This is a genomic window from Streptomyces sp. NPDC039430 (assembly GCF_055639435.1).
In genome coordinates this window covers 535,599-551,482 of the sequence record NZ_JBVKAK010000002.1, presented here as the reverse complement: position 1 = coordinate 551,482, position 15,884 = coordinate 535,599, and the positions used below count along the sequence as shown (strand labels likewise).

Genomic DNA, 15,884 nt, shown 5'->3' with positions numbered 1-15,884 from the left:
GATATGCGACCGGAACCCCCGGAACCGGAACTCCCGGAAACCGACGACATCCGCCGGCGATTCGCCGAGGAGGCCCGCGCGGACCGTCCCGACCTGGCCACGCTCTGCCTGCTGGTGGGCGCGGAGGCCGATCCCGCCCTGGGCGAGGCCGGTATCGACGCGGCCCAGGCCGAGCTGGACCGGCTGGCGGGGCTGCTGCCCTTCGGTGTCCTCGGCGCACGCGCCTGGGCGGTCGCGCTGGCGGAGCTGCTGGGCGAGCGGTGCGGTTTCGAGGGCTCCCCGGCGGAGTACCAGCGGCTGGACTCCTCGCTGCTGCCCGTGGTGCTGCGGCGCAGGCGTGGGCTTCCCATCCTGCTGTCCGTGGTCTGGATCGAGGTCGCGCGACGGGCGGGGGCGCCGGTGTACGGCGTGGCTCTGCCCGGCCATTTCGTGGTCGGCTTCGGCGATCCGGAGGAGCGCGTCCTCGCCGATCCCTTCGACGGCGGCCGGCTGCTGACGGGCGCCGACGCGGAGTCGCTGGTGACCGGCGCGACGGGCGAGGCGCTGGAACCGGCCATGCTCGCCCCCGCGGACCCGCTCGACATCGTCCTGCGCGTACTGAACAACATCCGCGCGTGGGCCGCGACCCGCCCGGAGCGTACCGATGTGTCGCTCTGGGCGGTCGAGTTGTCCCTGCTGCTGCCCTCGCACCCGGCCAGACTGCGCTACGACCGCGCCCAACTGCTCGTACAGCGCGGGGAGTTCCGGCGGGGCGCGGCCGAGATGGACGAGTACGCCGAGGTGGTGGACGCGGTGGAGCCGTCGACGGCTGAGGCGATCCGGCGCAAGGCGCGGGCGGCACGGGCGATGCTGAACTGACGGCCCGCGGCGGTCCCGTACGTCCTGCCTGTCCTGCCTGTCCTGCCTGTCCTGTCCGTCCTGCCGGTCCCGTACGTCCTGCCTGTCCTGTCCGTGCTGGGGGATGCGATCCGGCATCCCCCAGGACGGCGGAGGCGCTAACTGGGGTTCAGATTGATCGTCTGGGTGCGCTCGGCGGGGGTCTTGCCGCGCAGTGCCGTCTGCATGGCCTGCGCCACGTCTGCGGAGGAGACGGGGTACTGCTTGCCGTCGCCCTTCGTGATCGTGATGCCGTCGAAGACGCCTTCCAGCAGCTGGTCGATGGCGGCCCTGTCGTAGACCTCGATCAGCTTTCCGTCGACGGCCTTCATGGAGAGGATCTTGGGCAGCGACTTGGCGGGGCCGAACTGGATCTGCTTGCCGCCCGCCTTGATGGTGATCAGGTCGGACATCGCGGGCTTGGCGAACTCGTTCATCGCCCGGTCGAGCTCCGCCTGCCCGACCGTCGGCTCGCGGGTGACGACGGGCAGTTCCACGTTGTTGATCTTGCCCGTCTGGACCTGGGCGCGATAGGCGTCCCGGGTCGAGATGATCGAGTGGTTGACGTCCAGCGCCTTGCCGGACTTGCCCGGTACGGCGACGGCCTTGCCCGGCTCGAACTTGATCGTTCCCTCGCTCGCCGAACCCGATGTGCCCGCCAGATCGGTGAGCGCGGCGGTCAGCTTCTCGTCGTCGACGGGGATCACCGGCTGGGCGACCCGGGCGCCGCCGAAGAGCGAGCCGATCACCGACACCGGGTTGTAGTCGCTGCCGGCCGCGGCACGGACGGTGGCCTGGGTGTCCAGGCTGAGTCCGGCCTTGTCCGGGGCGAGTTCCTCGGTCTTGCCGCCGATGCTGAGCCGCAGCGGCGCGGAGGCACGCTCGCCGAGGGCGGCCTCAAGCTTGTTGACCGCCTCGTCGCGGGTGCCGCCGCCGATGTCGACGCCGAGGACCGTGGTGCCCTTCGGCACATCGGAGTAGTTCATCAGAAGGCCGGCGCCGTAGACGCCGGCCGCGGCCACGACGACCAGGACAGCGAGGGAGGTGAGCTTGGAGCGGCCCTTTTTCTTCTTGGCGGGCGGCGCCGGGGTGGCCGCACGCTCCGGGGCCGTGCCCGCCGGCGGGGCACCCTGTGAGGAGCCGACAGGACCGGGGAAGTCAGGGGCCGAGAAGTCCTGGTCCTGGCCGAGCGGGCCGGAACCGAGCGGGCCGGGACCATGCGCGCCGGGGCCGTCGGGCCCGGGGCCGGAGTGCGGACCGCCCTGCGGACCCGGGCCGGGGAAGGGCGAGCGGTGCTCCGGCGGCACCACGGGGATTCCGCTGGTGAGCGTGTCCCCGGAGACATGACCGCCGGACGCGGGCTCGGGGGCGTGCTGCTGCGGTGTCAGTACGGCGGTGTCGTCGGACATCCGCGGCGGACCGACGTGGCCGGCCCCCGACGGGGTGCCGGGCGACGACGGCGGCGTGCCCAGGGACGACGGCGGCGTACCGAGCGACGCGCCGCCGGTGACGGGACCGCTGGTCGGACCGCTGGGCCCGCCGCCGGGAGGCCGGATGCCGAGCGCCGGGGTGGTGGGACCGCTGGACGCGAAGTCCGTACCGGATCGGCCCGACGCGAAGTCCCTGGCACCGCCCGACGTGAAGTCCGTACCGGAACCGTCGGACGCGAAGCCGTTGGAGCCGGAGCCCTGGAAGCCCGAGCCCTGCGGACCGGCACCCTGGGGCCCGGCGCCGGACGCGAGGTCGCTGAGCGCGCTGCGCGGACCGCCGCCGTTCTGCGACTGCCCGCTGCCCGGGTGGTACGGCGACTGCGGGGAGCCGCCCTCGGCCGGCCGCTGGGCGGTGGTGCCCGAGGCCGCGGCGGCGCCCGCGCCGAGACCGGCGCTCATCCCCGCGGCCGTACCGGTGCCCGATGTCGCCGACTTGCGTGGCGCGAACCAGTCGCTCGTGGATCTGTCCTCGGCCCGCGGCTCCTCCGCCGCCTCGGCCTGTCCGGCCGGTGCCGCGTCGGCGGCGTCCTGGGACGCGTCGGGCCTGGGGATGCCGCCCGTGCGCTCGCCGACCGGGACACCCCGGCCGTCGGTGCTGTCCTCGCCCATGGGCGTACGCATCACGACGGGCGGAATCGGCCGCGAGCCCGGGATGTTGATCCTGATGCGCGTGGTCAGCGTGGTCTCGGTTCTGGGCTCGTCCGGCTGTGGGACGGGTGCGGTTTCCGTCTCCTCCGGAGCGTCCTGCTGGGGGTGCGGCGACGGATACTGGCGGGATCCGTACGGCGGTGTCCCCGAGGGGTACGCGGCTCCGCCGCGCCCCTGGGGCCCGGAGGACGAACTGTCAGTTTCACGACTCAAAGCAGGTTCTCCCGGTTGGCTCCGCCGCCCGTTCTTACTGGTACGAAACTGTTCAGGTTCCCCATGCCGGAGGCGGGGGGAAGGCCCGGAGCGCGCACCACCATACTGGCCTCGGCCGACAGACTCCCGACGACCATGCGAAGCGATGCTCCGCCGACCGTACGGACGTGGTCAATTCAGCAGCAGCCGGGCGCGTCACTTCTCAAGTCGGCCGGACTTCGGGCCCGGTTGCGGCAACCGCGACATCGTGGCACACATCACAGCCACCAACATGCCGCCCAGAAGATAGACGAGCGGGCCGATGCCCGCGGCGAAGACCGCGTCGCCCTCCGGGCGGCCCAGACTCAGGAAGATGGCCGCGAGCAGCCAGCCCGCCGCGGGTGCCCCCACGCCCAGTTGGGTGCCGGTGAGATACAGCCCGCCGAAGAAGAGACCGGCCGTGGCGAGCAGGGCGAGCAGCAGTCCGCCGGGGACCCAGCCGCCCTGGACGAGCGAGCCCGCCGTACCGACGAGCACGCCGAGGACGAAGAGTGCGAGATACGCGGCGATACGTCCGGGTCTGGGGCGACTCGTAAACATCCCGCCGGACGGCCCCTGCCCGCTCATGCGTTCGCCCCGTTCACGCGGTTCGCCTCGTTCACGCCGTGCACACCGTTCACGCCGTGCACACCGTTGGCGCCGTCACCCTGGGCCGCTGCGGCGACTCCCGCGAAGAGATCGTTCTCACGTTCCCCGGCCGCCGCCCCGGACGTGCCGTGCGCCAACTGGTAGTACTCGGTCGCGAAGATGGGCTGCCCCAGATCGTTGGAGAGTGCGAAGAAGGGCCCGTCCACGGCGATTTGGGTGGCATGGGCGCGCATCGCCGCCGCCTTGTGCTCCTTGTACGGCGCGCCGTCGATCGCGGCGGTGATCTCCGCGTCGTCGATCACGCCCGGAACGTCCTCGATCGCGGCGACACCGGGGAAGTCCGCCCCGGACGCGCGCAGCCGGGCGAAACCCTCTTCGGCGACCGAGCGCGGTACGCGGTTCCAGTAGATCTTGTCGATGGCGTGCGGGGCGCCGAGGCCGGGCCGGAAGCCGGGCTCGGCGGCCAGGGCCGCGCCGCGCGTGGCGACGCGGTGGGCCTGGATGTGGTCGGGGTGGCCGTAGCCGCCGTACGGGTCGTACGTCACCAGCACCTGCGGGCGCACCTCCCGGATCACCTCGACGAGGCAGGCGGCGGCGTCGTCGACGGGCGTGTGCCAGAAGGCGCCCTCGCGGTCGTTCTGCTCCAGGCCCATCATCCCGGAGTCCCGGAATCTGCCGGGGCCGCCGAGGAAGCGGTGGTCGGTGACGCCCAGCTCCCTCATCGCCGCGGCGAGTTCGCCGACGCGATGGGCGCCGAGGCGGTCCTCGCGGTCGGCCGCCAGATGGGCGAGCTCGGGCGGGATGACCTCCCCCTCCTCGCCGAGGGTGCAGGTCACCAGCGTGACCAGGGCGCCCTCGGCCGCGTACCTGGCCATGGTGGCGCCGTTGTTGATCGACTCGTCGTCCGGGTGCGCGTGCACCAGCAGCAGACGGCGGGCGGGTAGATCGGTCATGGGGACAGCCTACGAGCCGCCACCCGAAACCCCTCGGCCAGTGGGCGACGACGGTGGCCGAGGGGCGGCGGGCAGCGGAAAGTGCCGGATATGCCCGACTTCAGGGCATGGTGAAGTTGACCGGATGAGAGCGGAAGTTGGCTAGAACTTGATCCCGCCGATCATCCCTGCCACGTTCGTGGTCAGCTCGCTGATGGTGGGAGCGATGGATGAACTGGCGATGTAGAACCCGAGCAACATGCAGACCACCGCGTGTCCGGCCTTCAGTCCGGATTTCCGGATCAGCAGGAAGACGACGATCGCCAGCAGCACCACCGCCGAAATCGAGAGTGCCACGGCGGTTCACCTCCATAAATATTCAGTCGGAAAATCGCAGCATGCATGTGCCCGGCGGATTCATACCCACCTAACGCTACGGATCATAACTATCCGTGCGGACGCATTGATCGGTGCACGGCAGCACACTGGGGGCGCACGGCCGTCGCCCAGTAGGTTCGTTCCATGACCTTGAGGCAACAGCTCTCGTTCCCGCGCCGGCACGCCAGGACCCAGCGCTTCACCCTCGGCGCCCCGAGGGCGTTCACGCTCTCCCCCGACGGCGCGCGGGTGGCCTTCCTGCGCTCCGCCTCGGGCACGGACCGGGTGAACAGCCTGTGGGTACTGGATCTTGAGGACTCCGCCGCCGGTTCCGGCGAGGGGCGCGAGCGGATCGCCGCGGACCCGGCCGTGCTCCTGGGCGGCGCCGCCGAGCGGCTCTCGCCGGAGGAGCGGGCCAGGCGCGAGCGGAGCCGTGAGGGCTCGGGGGGCATCGTCGGCTACGCGGTGGACGGCGCGGGGCAGCTGGCGGCGTTCGCGCTCTCCGGACGGCTGTTCACCGCCGAGCTGCTCGCCGGGACGACCCGCGAACTGCCCGTACGGGGACCGGTGATCGATCCGCGGCCGTCACCGGACGGACGCCATGTCGCGTACGCGGCCGGCGGCGCCCTCCGCGTGATCGGCGCGGACGGGGAGCGGGACCGCGTGCTGGCGGGCCGCTCGGCGGACGAGGGCGAGGACATCACCTACGGCCTGGCGGAGTTCATCGCCGCCGAGGAGATGAGCCGCACACGCGGCTACTGGTGGTCCCCCGAGTCCGACCGGCTGCTGGTCGCCCGGGTCGATACGGCGCGGGTGCGGCGCTGGTGGATCTCCGACCCGGCGCACCCGGAGCGGGAGCCCGTCAAGGTCGCCTACCCGGCGGCCGGCACCCCCAACGCGGACGTACGGCTCTGTCTCGTCGACGTGGAGGGCGCGGCGGACTCCGGCGGGGCCGAGGGCGCGGACGGCGCCGAGGGGGCCGGTGGGGCGCGTACAGAGGTCGTCTGGGACCGCGCCCGCTACCCGTATCTGGCGCGGGTGCACTGGTCGGCCGCGGGCGCGCCGCTGCTGCTCGTACAGAGCCGTGACCAGCGCGGCCAGCTGTACCTGGCGGTGGACCCGGCGACCGGCGCGACGAGGACCGTGCACCGGGACGAGGATCCGGCCTGGCTGGAGCTCTTCGCCGAGCTGCCCGCCTGGGCGCCGGACGGACGGCTCGTACGGATCGCGGACGAGGGCGGCGCGCGGGTCCTGATGGTCGGCGACCGGCCGCTGACCGGGCCGCAGCTGCATGTCCGGGCGGTGCTGGACATCGGTGAGCACGATGTCCTCGTCTCGGCGTCGGCGGGCGAGGCGGCGGCGGATCCCGAGATCGGCGAGATCCATGTGTACCGGGTCAACGAGCTGGGTGTGGAGCGGCTCTCGGAGGGTGCGGGTGTGCACTCGGCCGTACGCGGCGGCGGGGTGACCGTGCTGGTGTCGGCCCGGCCCGACACCCCAGGAACGTCCGCGCGGGTCCTCAGGGACGGCAAGGTGCTCGCCACGGTCGCGTCGTACGCCGAGCAGCCGGCGCTCACCGCCCGGCCGCGGCTCACCGAGGCGGGCGCGCACCGGATTCCGAGCGCCGTGCTGCTGCCGACCGGCTACCAGGACTCGGACGGTCCGCTTCCGGTGCTGCTGGACCCTTACGGCGGCCCGCACGGGCAGCGCGTGGTGGCCGCGCAGAACGCGTATCTCACCTCGCAGTGGTTCGCCGACCAGGGGTTCGCGGTGATCGTCGCGGACGGCCGGGGCACTCCGGGCCGTTCACCGGCCTGGGAGAAGGCGGTCAAGCAGAATCTGCTGCTCAGCCTGGACGACCAGATCGAGGCGCTGCACGCCCTCGCCGAGCGGTTCCCGCTCGATCTGGGGCGGGTGGCGATGCGCGGCTGGTCCTTCGGCGGCTATCTCGCCGGGCTCGCGGTCCTGCGCCGCCCGGATGTCTTCCACGCGGCGGTCTCCGGCGCCCCGGTCACCGATCTGCGGCTCTACGACACCCACTACCAGGAGCGGTACTTCGGCGGCGGCCCGCAGGACGTCCCCGAGGTCTACGCCAGGCACTCACTGGTCACGGACGACGGACTCTCGGCGCCGCGGACTCCGGTACGTCCACTGATGATCATCCATGGGCTCGCGGACGACAATGTGGTCGTGGCACACACCCTCAGGCTCTCCGGTGCCCTGCTCGCGGCGGGAAGGCCCCATGAGGTCCTGCCGCTCACGGGTGTGACCCATATGACACCGCAGGAGGAAGTCGCCGAGAATCTGCTGCTGCTCCAGGTCGACTTCCTCAAGAGGTCGCTGGGCATGAGCCGGGCAGCGGCCGAGGACGGGCCGGGCCCTCAGTGAGCACGGGCGACCGGCCGGGACCCTGGGAGTCCCGGCCGGTCTACGGCACCCGCACGGCCGTACGCTGTCCAGCCTGACGCGTTCGTATATCGGTGTCGGGTCGGCGAAGTTGCCTGCGTGTTAACGAAATTGATGCGCTTTATTACGCTTCGCCCCCCGAATGCCGACCCTCCGTGATACCTCCGCCTCCGGCCGGCACGATCCGCCGTTCCTCCGCGAAGTGGCAGGCGGAGAGGTGCGCGGCGGGCCCCTGCCGCCCCCGCAGGACCTCCGGGACGGCCAGCGCGGGCACCTCCACCGCGCACCGCTCCCGCGCCTTCCAGCAGCGCGTACGGAACCGGCAGCCGGACGGCGGGTTCGCCGGGGACGGCACATCGCCGGTCAGAATGATCCGGTCGCGGTGCTCGCGCGCCGTGGGGTCGGGCAGCGGCACGGCCGAGAGCAGCGCCTGGGTGTACGGATGCGTCGGGTGCTCGTAGATCTCCGCGTCCGAGCCGATCTCGGCGAGCCGCCCCAGATACATCACGCCGACCCGGTCGGAGATGTGCCGGACGATCGACAGATCGTGGGCGATGAAGACGTACGAGAGGCCGAACTCGTCCTGGAGCCGCTCCATCAGATTGATGACCTGCGCCTGTACGGAGACGTCGAGGGCCGACACCGGCTCGTCGGCGACGATGATCTCGGGCCGGAGCGCCAGCCCCCTGGCGATGCCGATGCGCTGGCGCTGACCGCCGGAGAACTGGTGCGGATAGCGGTTGATGTACTCCGGGTTGAGACCCACGACATCCAGCAGCTCACGGACCCGGCGCCGCCGGTCGCCCTTCGGCGCCACCTCGGGATGGATCTCGTACGGCTCCCCGATGATGTCGCCGACGGTCATCCGGGGGTTGAGCGAGGTGTACGGGTCCTGGAACACCATCTGGATGTTGCGGCGCACCGCCTTCAGCGCGCGGCCCGACAGCCGGGTGATGTCCTCGCCCCTGTACCGGATCGCGCCGGACGTCGGCCGCTCCAGGTTCACCATCATCTTCGCGACGGTCGACTTGCCACAGCCCGACTCCCCCACGATGCCGAGGGTCTCGCCGGGGGCCAGCGCGAACGAGACCCCGTCGACCGCCCGTACCGCCCCGATCTGCTTCCTGAACAGGATGCCGCGGGTCAGCGGGTAGTGCTTGACCAGGTCCAGGACCTCCAGAATGGGGTCAGCCATGGAGCGTCTCCTCCCAGAAGTAGCAGGCGCTCCGGCGCCCCTCGGCCGCGCCCGGCACGTCCCCCGCTTCGAAGAGCGGCGGCACCTCCCGGCGGCAGACGTCCTGGGCCGAAGGGCAGCGGGGGTTGAAGGCGCAGCCGGGCGGGACGCGCAGCAGATTCGGCGGCAGGCCCTTGATCGCGTAGAGCTCCCGGCCCTTCCGGTCCAGTCGCGGGATCGACCGGAGCAGACCGCGCGTGTACGGGTGGGCGGGCGCCCGGTAGATCTCGTACACCGGGGCGCTCTCCACGATCCGGCCCGCGTACATCACGGCGATCCGGTCGGCGACATCGGCGACCACCCCGAGGTCGTGCGTGATCAGGATCAGCCCCATGTTCAGCTCGCGCCGCAGCTCGGCGAGGAGATCCATCACCTGGGCCTGGACGGTCACGTCGAGCGCGGTGGTCGGCTCGTCGGCGATGATCAGCGAGGGTTCCAGCGCGAGCGCCATCGCGATCATGATCCGCTGGCGCATCCCGCCGGAGAACTGGTGCGGATAGTCGTCGACCCGTTCCCTGGCCGCCGGGATCCTGACCCGGTCCATCAGCTCGACGGCCTTCGCCCGCGCCCGCTTGCGGGACATCCCCCGGTGCACGATGAACATCTCGCCGAGCTGGGCGCCCACGGTGAGCACGGGGTTGAGCGAGGAGAGCGCGTCCTGGAAGATCATCGCCATCTCGGCGCCCCGGACCCGGCGGCGCTGCTCCTCCTTGAGCTTCAGCAGATCACGCCCCCGGAACAGCACTTCGCCGCCGGTGATCCGGCCGGGCGGCATGTCGAGGATCCCCATGACCGCCTGCGCGGTGACGGACTTGCCGGAGCCCGATTCGCCCAGTACGGCCAGTGTCTCGCCGGCGTCGACGGAGTAGCTGACGCCGTTGACGGCCCTGGCGACCCCGTCCCGGGTGCGGAACTCCACCTGCAGATCGCGTACTTCGAGCAACACGGGCGGGCTCCTCAGCGCAGCTTGGGGTCGAGGGCGTCGCGTACCGCGTCGCCGAGCATGATGAACGCGAGCACGGTGACCGCCAGCGCTCCGGCCGGCCAGAGCAGCATGTGCGGGGAGTTGCGGATGTACGGCGAGGCGTCGGAGATGTCGATCCCCCAGGAGACGGTCGGTGGTTTGAGGCCCACGCCGAGGTACGAGAGGGTCGCCTCCAGCGCGATGAACGTACCGAGCGCGATGGTCGCCACGACGATCACCGGCGCGACGGCGTTGGGCAGGATGTGGCGCAGCATCAGCCGGGGGCTGGACGCGCCGAGCGCCCGCGCCGCCTGGACGAAGTCGTTCTGTTTGACGGTGATGACGGAGCCGCGCGCGATCCGCGAGATCTGCGGCCAGCCGAGCAGCACCATGAAGCCGATCACCGGCCAGACGGTGGAGCTGGTCACCACGGACAGCAGCACCAGACCGCCGAGGACCACCGGGATGCCGAAGAAGATGTCGGTGACCCGGGAGAGGACCGCGTCCCAGAATCCGCCGTAGAAACCGGCCAGTCCGCCGAGGACCGAGCCGGCGACCGCGACCCCGAGGCTGGCGAGGACGCCGACGACGACCGAGGTCCTGGCGCCGTGGACGGTACGGGTGTAGACGTCGCAGCCCTGCCCGTTGAAGCCGAAGGGGTGGCCGGGCCGGGAGCCGTCCTGGGCCCTGGCGAGATCGCAGGAGAGCGGGTTGCCACCGGCGATCAGCGAGGGCCGGATCGAGATGATGACCAGGAAGACGATGACCAGCCCCGAGAGGACGAAGACGGGGTTGCGGCGCAGATCGCGCCAGGCGTCGGACCAGAGGCTGTGCGGGCGCCCCGTGGACTCGCCGCCGGGCCGGGCGTCGGGTCCGGGCTCGGGTCCGGCGCCGCGTCCGCCGTCGGGGCCGCCCTCAGGCCCTCCCCGCTGCTGCTGCTGCTGCTCCAGGGTGCCTCCCTCGCTGGTGGCGAGGTCCATCGCACCGCCCGCCCCGGTCGCCGCGATGGCGCCGCCGTTGTCGTCGGGGCGCGGGGACTGCGGCTCAGGCATAGCGGATCCTCGGGTCGAGTACGGCGTAGAGGAGGTCGACCAGCAGATTCGCCACCAGGAAGACGATGACCAGCACGGTCACGAAGCCGACGACGGTCTGGGTGTTCTGGCGCAGGATGCCCTGGTAGAGCTGGAATCCGACGCCATGGATATTGAAGATCCGCTCGGTGACGATCGCGCCGCCCATCAGGGCGCCGATGTCCGTACCGATGAACGTGACCACGGGGATCAGCGAGTTGCGCAGCAGATGCCGGGTGATCACCCGGTGTCGTGGCAGGCCCTTGGCGACGGCGGTACGTACATAGTCGGAGCGGGCGTTCTCGGCGATCGAGGTCCTGGTCAGCCGGGTGACATAGGCCAGGGAGACGGACGCGAGCACCAGCCCCGGCAGGATCAGCTCGTCGAGCGGCGCCGCCGGGGACACCGACGGCCGGATGAGCTGCCAGTTCACACCGAACACGAGCTGTGCCAGCAGACCGGTGACGAATGTCGGTACGGCGATGACCACCAGCGTCAGCAGCAGTACGGAGGTGTCGACGGGGCGGCCCCGGCGCAGCCCGGTGATCACGCCGAAGGCGATCCCGATGATGATCTCGAAGACGATGGCCACGATGGTCAGCCGGATGGTGACCGGGAAGGCCGAGGCCATCAGGTCGATGACCTTCTGGCCGTTGAAGGCGGTGCCGAAGTCGCCGGAGAAGACATGTCCCATATAGGTGAGGTACTGCTGCCACACCGGCTGATCGAGGCCGAACTCCTTGCGCAGCCGGGCCTCGGTGGCCGGATCGCACTGCCGCTCGCCGCAGAGGCCCGCGACGGGGTCGCCCATCACATTGACCATCAGGAAGATCAGCAGGGTGGCGCCGATGAAGACGGGGATCATCTGCAGCAGGCGCCGGATCACATAACGTCCCATGGAGGGCTCCGGGGTTCGGGGGAGGGCGCGGGCGGGGCCCCGGGCGTCAGCTGACCGTGATCTCCTCGTAGACCGGGACGCTGAAGGGGTTCAGTTCGACGTGGGAGACACGGTCCGAGTAGCCGGCGCTGCCGTTCTGGTACCAGAGCGGGATGGCCGCCATCCGGTCCCGTACGACGCCCTCCGCCCGCTGGAACGTGCGGATCGCCGACTTCGAGTCCGTGTCCGCGTTGGCCTCGTTGACGAGCCGGTCGAACCGGGGGTCGCTCCATTTGCCGTCGTTGGACGAGGCGTTGGTGTAGTAGAGCGGCTGGAGGAAGTTCTGGATCAGCGGGTAGTCCATCTGCCAGCCCGCCCGGAACGGCCCTCTGAGCTTCCGCTGGCCGATCCGGTCGCGGAAGTCCGCGAAGGTGCCGACCGGGCTGCCGGCACACGTCTTGTCGTTGCCCAGCGCGTTGTTGATGCTGTTGCAGACCGCGTCGACCCACTCCTTGTGGGAGCCGGTGTCGGCGTTGTACGTGATCGTCAGCCGGCCGCGCGGGATGCCGCCGCCCTGCCGGATCAGCCGCTTCGCCGCGGCCGGGTCGTAGTCGCAGGCCCTGCCGCAGAGTCCGGCCAGATAGCCGCCCTCGGCGCCGAGGACCGGGGAGGTCCAGTCGGTCGCCGGGGTGCGGGTCCTGCGGAAGATCATGTCGGTGATCTGCCGGCGGTTGATCGCCATGGAGAGCCCGGTCCGTACCTTGGCGGCCCCCGGGGTGTTCCATTCCTTGTCGTAGTACGGGAAGGCGAGGGTCTGGATGATGCCGGCCGGGCTGTTGATGTACCGCCCGTCGAGGTCGGACCGTACGTTCTTGAGCTGTGAGGCGGGGACGTCGTCGACCAGATCGAGGTTTCCCGCGACGAGATCGGTGTACGCGGTGTTGTTGTCCGTGTAGACCACGAGGTCCACGCCGCCGTTGCGCGGCTTGTCGGCGCCCGGGTACCCCTTCCAGGTGCGCAGGGACATCTGGGAGCCCTTGGTGTAGTTGTGCACCGTGTACGGGCCGTTGCCGACGGGTCTGGCGAGCCAGGCGGCGTGCTGGTCGTAGAACGCCCTGGGCAGCGGCGCGAACGCCGGGTACCCGAGGGTGTCGGGCCAGGTGGAGAAGCGCTGCGACAGCGTGACGGTGAACGTCCTGGGGCCGGTGACCTTCAGCCCCGACAGGGTCCGGGCGGTGGGCTGTCCCTTGGCCGGGTGGACCGTGTCGTATCCGTCGATGTACTGGAAGAAGTAGGCGTTCTTCTGGTTGTTGTCGAGGTACGCGCCGTAGTTCCAGGCGTCCACGAAGGACTTCGCGGTCACCTTCTCGCCGTCGCTGAAGGTCCAGCCGTCCTTGACGGTGACGGCGAAGTGCGTCGAGTCCGTCGTGTCGATCTTCTCGGCGAGGGCGTTCTCGGCCTTGCCGGTCTTCGGGTTGTACCGCTTGAGCCCCCGGAAGATCATGTCGAGGACCTTGCCGCCCTGGACCTCATTGGTGTTCGCGGGCTCCAGCGGATTCTGCGGATCACCCCAGGAGGAACGCACCACGCCGTTGGGACCGCCGATGACGTCGGCCGCCCCGCCGCAGCCGGACGCGGCGAGGACGACGGCCGCCGCGCAGGCGGCCCGTCCGGCGTGTACGGCTCCTCGCATGGATGCGCCTCCTCGGAGTATCTGGTCTCGCTCAGACCAAAGATCGGACCATCAGGGACGGTCCGCACACCCGGCCCACCCAGATGGGCGAAGGAGAACGGAAAAATCATCAGCACCGGTGAGGGGAGGTCACCCGGCCACCACCCGGCAGCCGTCGGCCACTGGCCGGCCGCCGGCACGCGAAGCGGCGCCCGGAACCTCTCGGTTCCGGGCGCCGCTCACTTGCTCGTACGCGTACGTGCCCTTACGGCCGCCGTACGGCTACGGGTCACGCCGCGTGGACGACGTCCCTCTCCTCCGCGAAGTGGCACGCCGACTCGTGGGCGGTGTGCTCGTCCGTGCCCTTGAAGCGCTCGGGAATGGCCAGCAGCGGGACCTCCGTGGCGCACTTGTCCTGCGCCTTCCAGCAGCGGGTCCTGAACCGGCAGCCGGAGGGCGGGTTCGCCGGCGACGGCACGTCACCGGTGAGGATGATGCGGTCACGGCCCTCACGGGCCTCCGGGTCGGGCACCGGGACCGCCGACAGCAGCGCCTGGGTGTAGGGGTGCGTCGGGTGGTCGTAGATCTGGGTGTCCGTCCCGATCTCGGCCATCTTGCCGAGGTACATCACGCCGACCCGGTCGGAGATGTGCCGGACGATCGACAGGTCGTGCGCGATGAAGATGTAGGAGAGGTTGAACTCGTCCTGCAGCTTCTCCATCAGGTTGATGACCTGGGCCTGGACCGAGACGTCCAGCGCCGAGACCGGCTCGTCGCAGATGATGATCTCGGGGTTGAGAGCGAGACCGCGGGCAATGCCGATGCGCTGGCGCTGGCCGCCGGAGAACTGGTGCGGATAGCGGTTGATGTACTCCGGGTTGAGGCCCACGACATCGAGCAGTTCCTGGACCTTGCGGCGCCGGTCGCCCTTCGGTGCCACCTCCGGGTGGATGTCGAAGGGCTCGCCGATGATGTCACCGACGGTCATCCGGGGGTTGAGCGAGGTGTACGGGTCCTGGAACACCATCTGGATGTTGCGGCGCACCGCCTTCAGCGCGCGCCCGGACAGCCTGGTGATGTCCTGGCCCTTGAAGAAGACCTCGCCGGCGGTCGCCTGCTCCAGCGTCATCAGCAGCTTGGCCACGGTGGACTTGCCGCAGCCGGACTCGCCGACGATGCCCAGCGTCTCGCCCTGGTAGAGGTCGAACGAGATACCGTCCACGGCCTTGACGGCGCCGACCTGCTTCTTGAACAGGATGCCCTGGGTCAGCGGGAAGTGCTTGACCAGGTTGCGCACCTGAAGGATCGGCTCGCCCCGCTGCGCCGGCGCCTCGATGGCGGCGACGGAGTCCTCGACCGTGACGGCGTCGGCCGTCTCGACCGTGGTGACGTTCGGGGTGGCGTCCATGGAGTCGTCACTCTTCTTCGGCTCAGCCATGGATCGTCTCCTTCCAGAAGTGGCACGCGCTGCCGCGGCCCGGCAGCGCCGCGCCGTCCCGCTCGGTGACGGAATGCAGGACCGGCACGTCCGTACGGCAGATGTCCTGCGCCGAGGGGCAGCGGGGGTTGAAGGCGCAACCGGACGGGATCCGCGTGAGGTTGGGCGGAAGCCCCTTGATCGCGTACAGCTCCTGGCCCTTCTGGTCCAGGCGCGGGATCGAGTCGAGCAGACCGCGGGTGTACGGGTGCGCGGGACGCTTGTAGAGCTCGTGCACGGGGGCGGTCTCGACGATCCGGCCCGCGTACATGACCGCGATCTTGTCCGCGACGTCGGCGACGACGCCGAGGTCGTGCGTGATCAGGATCAGGCCCATGTTGAACTCGCGCTGCAACTCCGCGAGCAGGTCCATGACCTGGGCCTGGACGGTCACGTCGAGCGCGGTGGTCGGCTCGTCCGCGATGATCAGGTCGGGTTCCAGGGCCAGCGCCATGGCGATCATGATGCGCTGGCGCATGCCGCCGGAGAACTGGTGCGGGTAGTCGTCGACCCGGTCCTTGGCCGCGGGGATCCGGACGCGGTCCATCAGCTCGATGGCCTTGGCCTTGGCGTCCTTCTTGGACAGGCCTTGGTGGACGCGGAACATCTCGCCGAGCTGGTAGCCGACGGAGAGCACCGGGTTGAGCGAGGACAGCGCGTCCTGGAAGATCATCGCGATCTTCTGGCCGCGGATGAGCCGGCGCTCCTCGTTGCCCATCGTGAGCATGTCCCGGCCGCGGAAGAGGATCTCTCCCTGCGGAATGCGCCCGGGGGGCATGTCGAGGATGCCCATGATCGCCTGCGCGGTCACGGACTTGCCGGAACCCGACTCGCCCAGCACGGCGAGCGTCTCGCCCGCGCTGACGCTGTAGTTGACTCCGTTGACCGCTTTGGCCACACCGTCGCGGGTGTGGAACTCCACGTGCAGGTCACGGACTTCGAGGAGCGGGCCGCCGTCCTCCGGCGAGCCGTGCGGAGAAGGAACGTCCGCCGTCGTGTCGTCGATGATGGTCATGTACG

The 15,884-nt window shown here is 70.5% G+C and carries 13 protein-coding genes; 2 read left to right on the top strand and 11 right to left on the bottom strand.

All coding sequences use genetic code 11. The annotated features are described in order from the left end of the window. Positions 1–3: 3 nt before the first annotated feature. A complete protein-coding gene (locus tag ACZ7LS_RS07505; RefSeq protein WP_385135121.1) occupies positions 4–858 on the top strand; it encodes a transglutaminase family protein in 855 nt (284 codons plus the stop codon). Positions 859–995: 137 nt separating this feature from the next. Here ACZ7LS_RS07505 and ACZ7LS_RS07500 read toward each other — a convergent pair whose 3' ends face one another. The 4 genes from ACZ7LS_RS07500 to ACZ7LS_RS07485 all read right to left on the bottom strand — a co-directional run bounded on the left by ACZ7LS_RS07500 (position 996) and on the right by ACZ7LS_RS07485 (position 5,143). Next, positions 996–3,227 carry a peptidoglycan binding domain-containing protein gene (locus ACZ7LS_RS07500; RefSeq protein ID WP_385135123.1) on the bottom strand — a complete coding sequence of 744 codons (2,232 nt, stop codon included), beginning with the start codon at positions 3,225–3,227 and terminating at the stop codon, positions 996–998. Between the two features lie 195 nt (positions 3,228–3,422). Continuing rightward, entirely contained in the window at positions 3,423–3,833 is a 411-nt protein-coding gene (locus ACZ7LS_RS07495) for a DUF6113 family protein (protein WP_382664462.1), read from the bottom strand. Beyond that, positions 3,830–4,807, bottom strand: coding sequence for an N-acetyl-1-D-myo-inositol-2-amino-2-deoxy-alpha-D-glucopyranoside deacetylase (gene mshB / locus ACZ7LS_RS07490; protein ID WP_385135125.1), 978 nt, complete (start codon positions 4,805–4,807; stop codon positions 3,830–3,832). The genes ACZ7LS_RS07495 and mshB overlap by 4 nt, the downstream gene beginning before the upstream one ends. A 141-nt stretch (positions 4,808–4,948) precedes the next feature. Next, positions 4,949–5,143: a hypothetical protein gene (locus ACZ7LS_RS07485; protein WP_129770505.1), complete on the bottom strand. Its 195-nt coding sequence runs from the start codon at positions 5,141–5,143 to the stop codon at positions 4,949–4,951. A gap of 165 nt (positions 5,144–5,308) precedes the next feature. On the opposite strand from ACZ7LS_RS07485, the gene ACZ7LS_RS07480 reads away from it, so the two are divergent. Next, complete coding sequence (locus ACZ7LS_RS07480) at positions 5,309–7,552, top strand: prolyl oligopeptidase family serine peptidase (RefSeq protein WP_385135127.1); 2,244 nt, start codon at positions 5,309–5,311, stop codon at positions 7,550–7,552. Positions 7,553–7,694: 142 nt separating this feature from the next. On the opposite strand, the gene ACZ7LS_RS07475 is transcribed toward ACZ7LS_RS07480, so the two are convergent. The 7 genes from ACZ7LS_RS07475 to ACZ7LS_RS07445 all read right to left on the bottom strand — a co-directional run bounded on the left by ACZ7LS_RS07475 (position 7,695) and on the right by ACZ7LS_RS07445 (position 15,879). Further along, positions 7,695–8,765, bottom strand: coding sequence for an ABC transporter ATP-binding protein (locus tag ACZ7LS_RS07475; protein WP_385135128.1), 1,071 nt, complete (start codon positions 8,763–8,765; stop codon positions 7,695–7,697). Then, positions 8,758–9,750 carry an ABC transporter ATP-binding protein gene (locus ACZ7LS_RS07470; protein ID WP_382528469.1) on the bottom strand — a complete coding sequence of 331 codons (993 nt, stop codon included), beginning with the start codon at positions 9,748–9,750 and terminating at the stop codon, positions 8,758–8,760. Before ACZ7LS_RS07470 ends, ACZ7LS_RS07475 begins: the two co-directional genes overlap by 8 nt. Before the next feature lie 11 nt (positions 9,751–9,761). Further along, entirely contained in the window at positions 9,762–10,820 is a 1,059-nt protein-coding gene (locus ACZ7LS_RS07465) for an ABC transporter permease (protein ID WP_382873855.1), read from the bottom strand. After that, positions 10,813–11,736, bottom strand: a complete 924-nt coding sequence (locus tag ACZ7LS_RS07460; RefSeq protein WP_382528463.1) for an ABC transporter permease — start codon at positions 11,734–11,736, stop codon at positions 10,813–10,815. Before ACZ7LS_RS07460 ends, ACZ7LS_RS07465 begins: the two co-directional genes overlap by 8 nt. Positions 11,737–11,782: 46 nt before the next feature. Further along, on the bottom strand, positions 11,783–13,408 hold the full coding sequence (locus tag ACZ7LS_RS07455; protein WP_382528461.1) for a peptide ABC transporter substrate-binding protein: 1,626 nt from the start codon (positions 13,406–13,408) through the stop codon (positions 11,783–11,785). A gap of 268 nt (positions 13,409–13,676) precedes the next feature. Further along, positions 13,677–14,825: an ABC transporter ATP-binding protein gene (locus ACZ7LS_RS07450; protein ID WP_382528458.1), complete on the bottom strand. Its 1,149-nt coding sequence runs from the start codon at positions 14,823–14,825 to the stop codon at positions 13,677–13,679. Further along, on the bottom strand, positions 14,818–15,879 hold the full coding sequence (locus ACZ7LS_RS07445) for an ABC transporter ATP-binding protein (protein WP_382528455.1): 1,062 nt from the start codon (positions 15,877–15,879) through the stop codon (positions 14,818–14,820). Before ACZ7LS_RS07445 ends, ACZ7LS_RS07450 begins: the two co-directional genes overlap by 8 nt. Positions 15,880–15,884 lie beyond the last annotated feature (5 nt).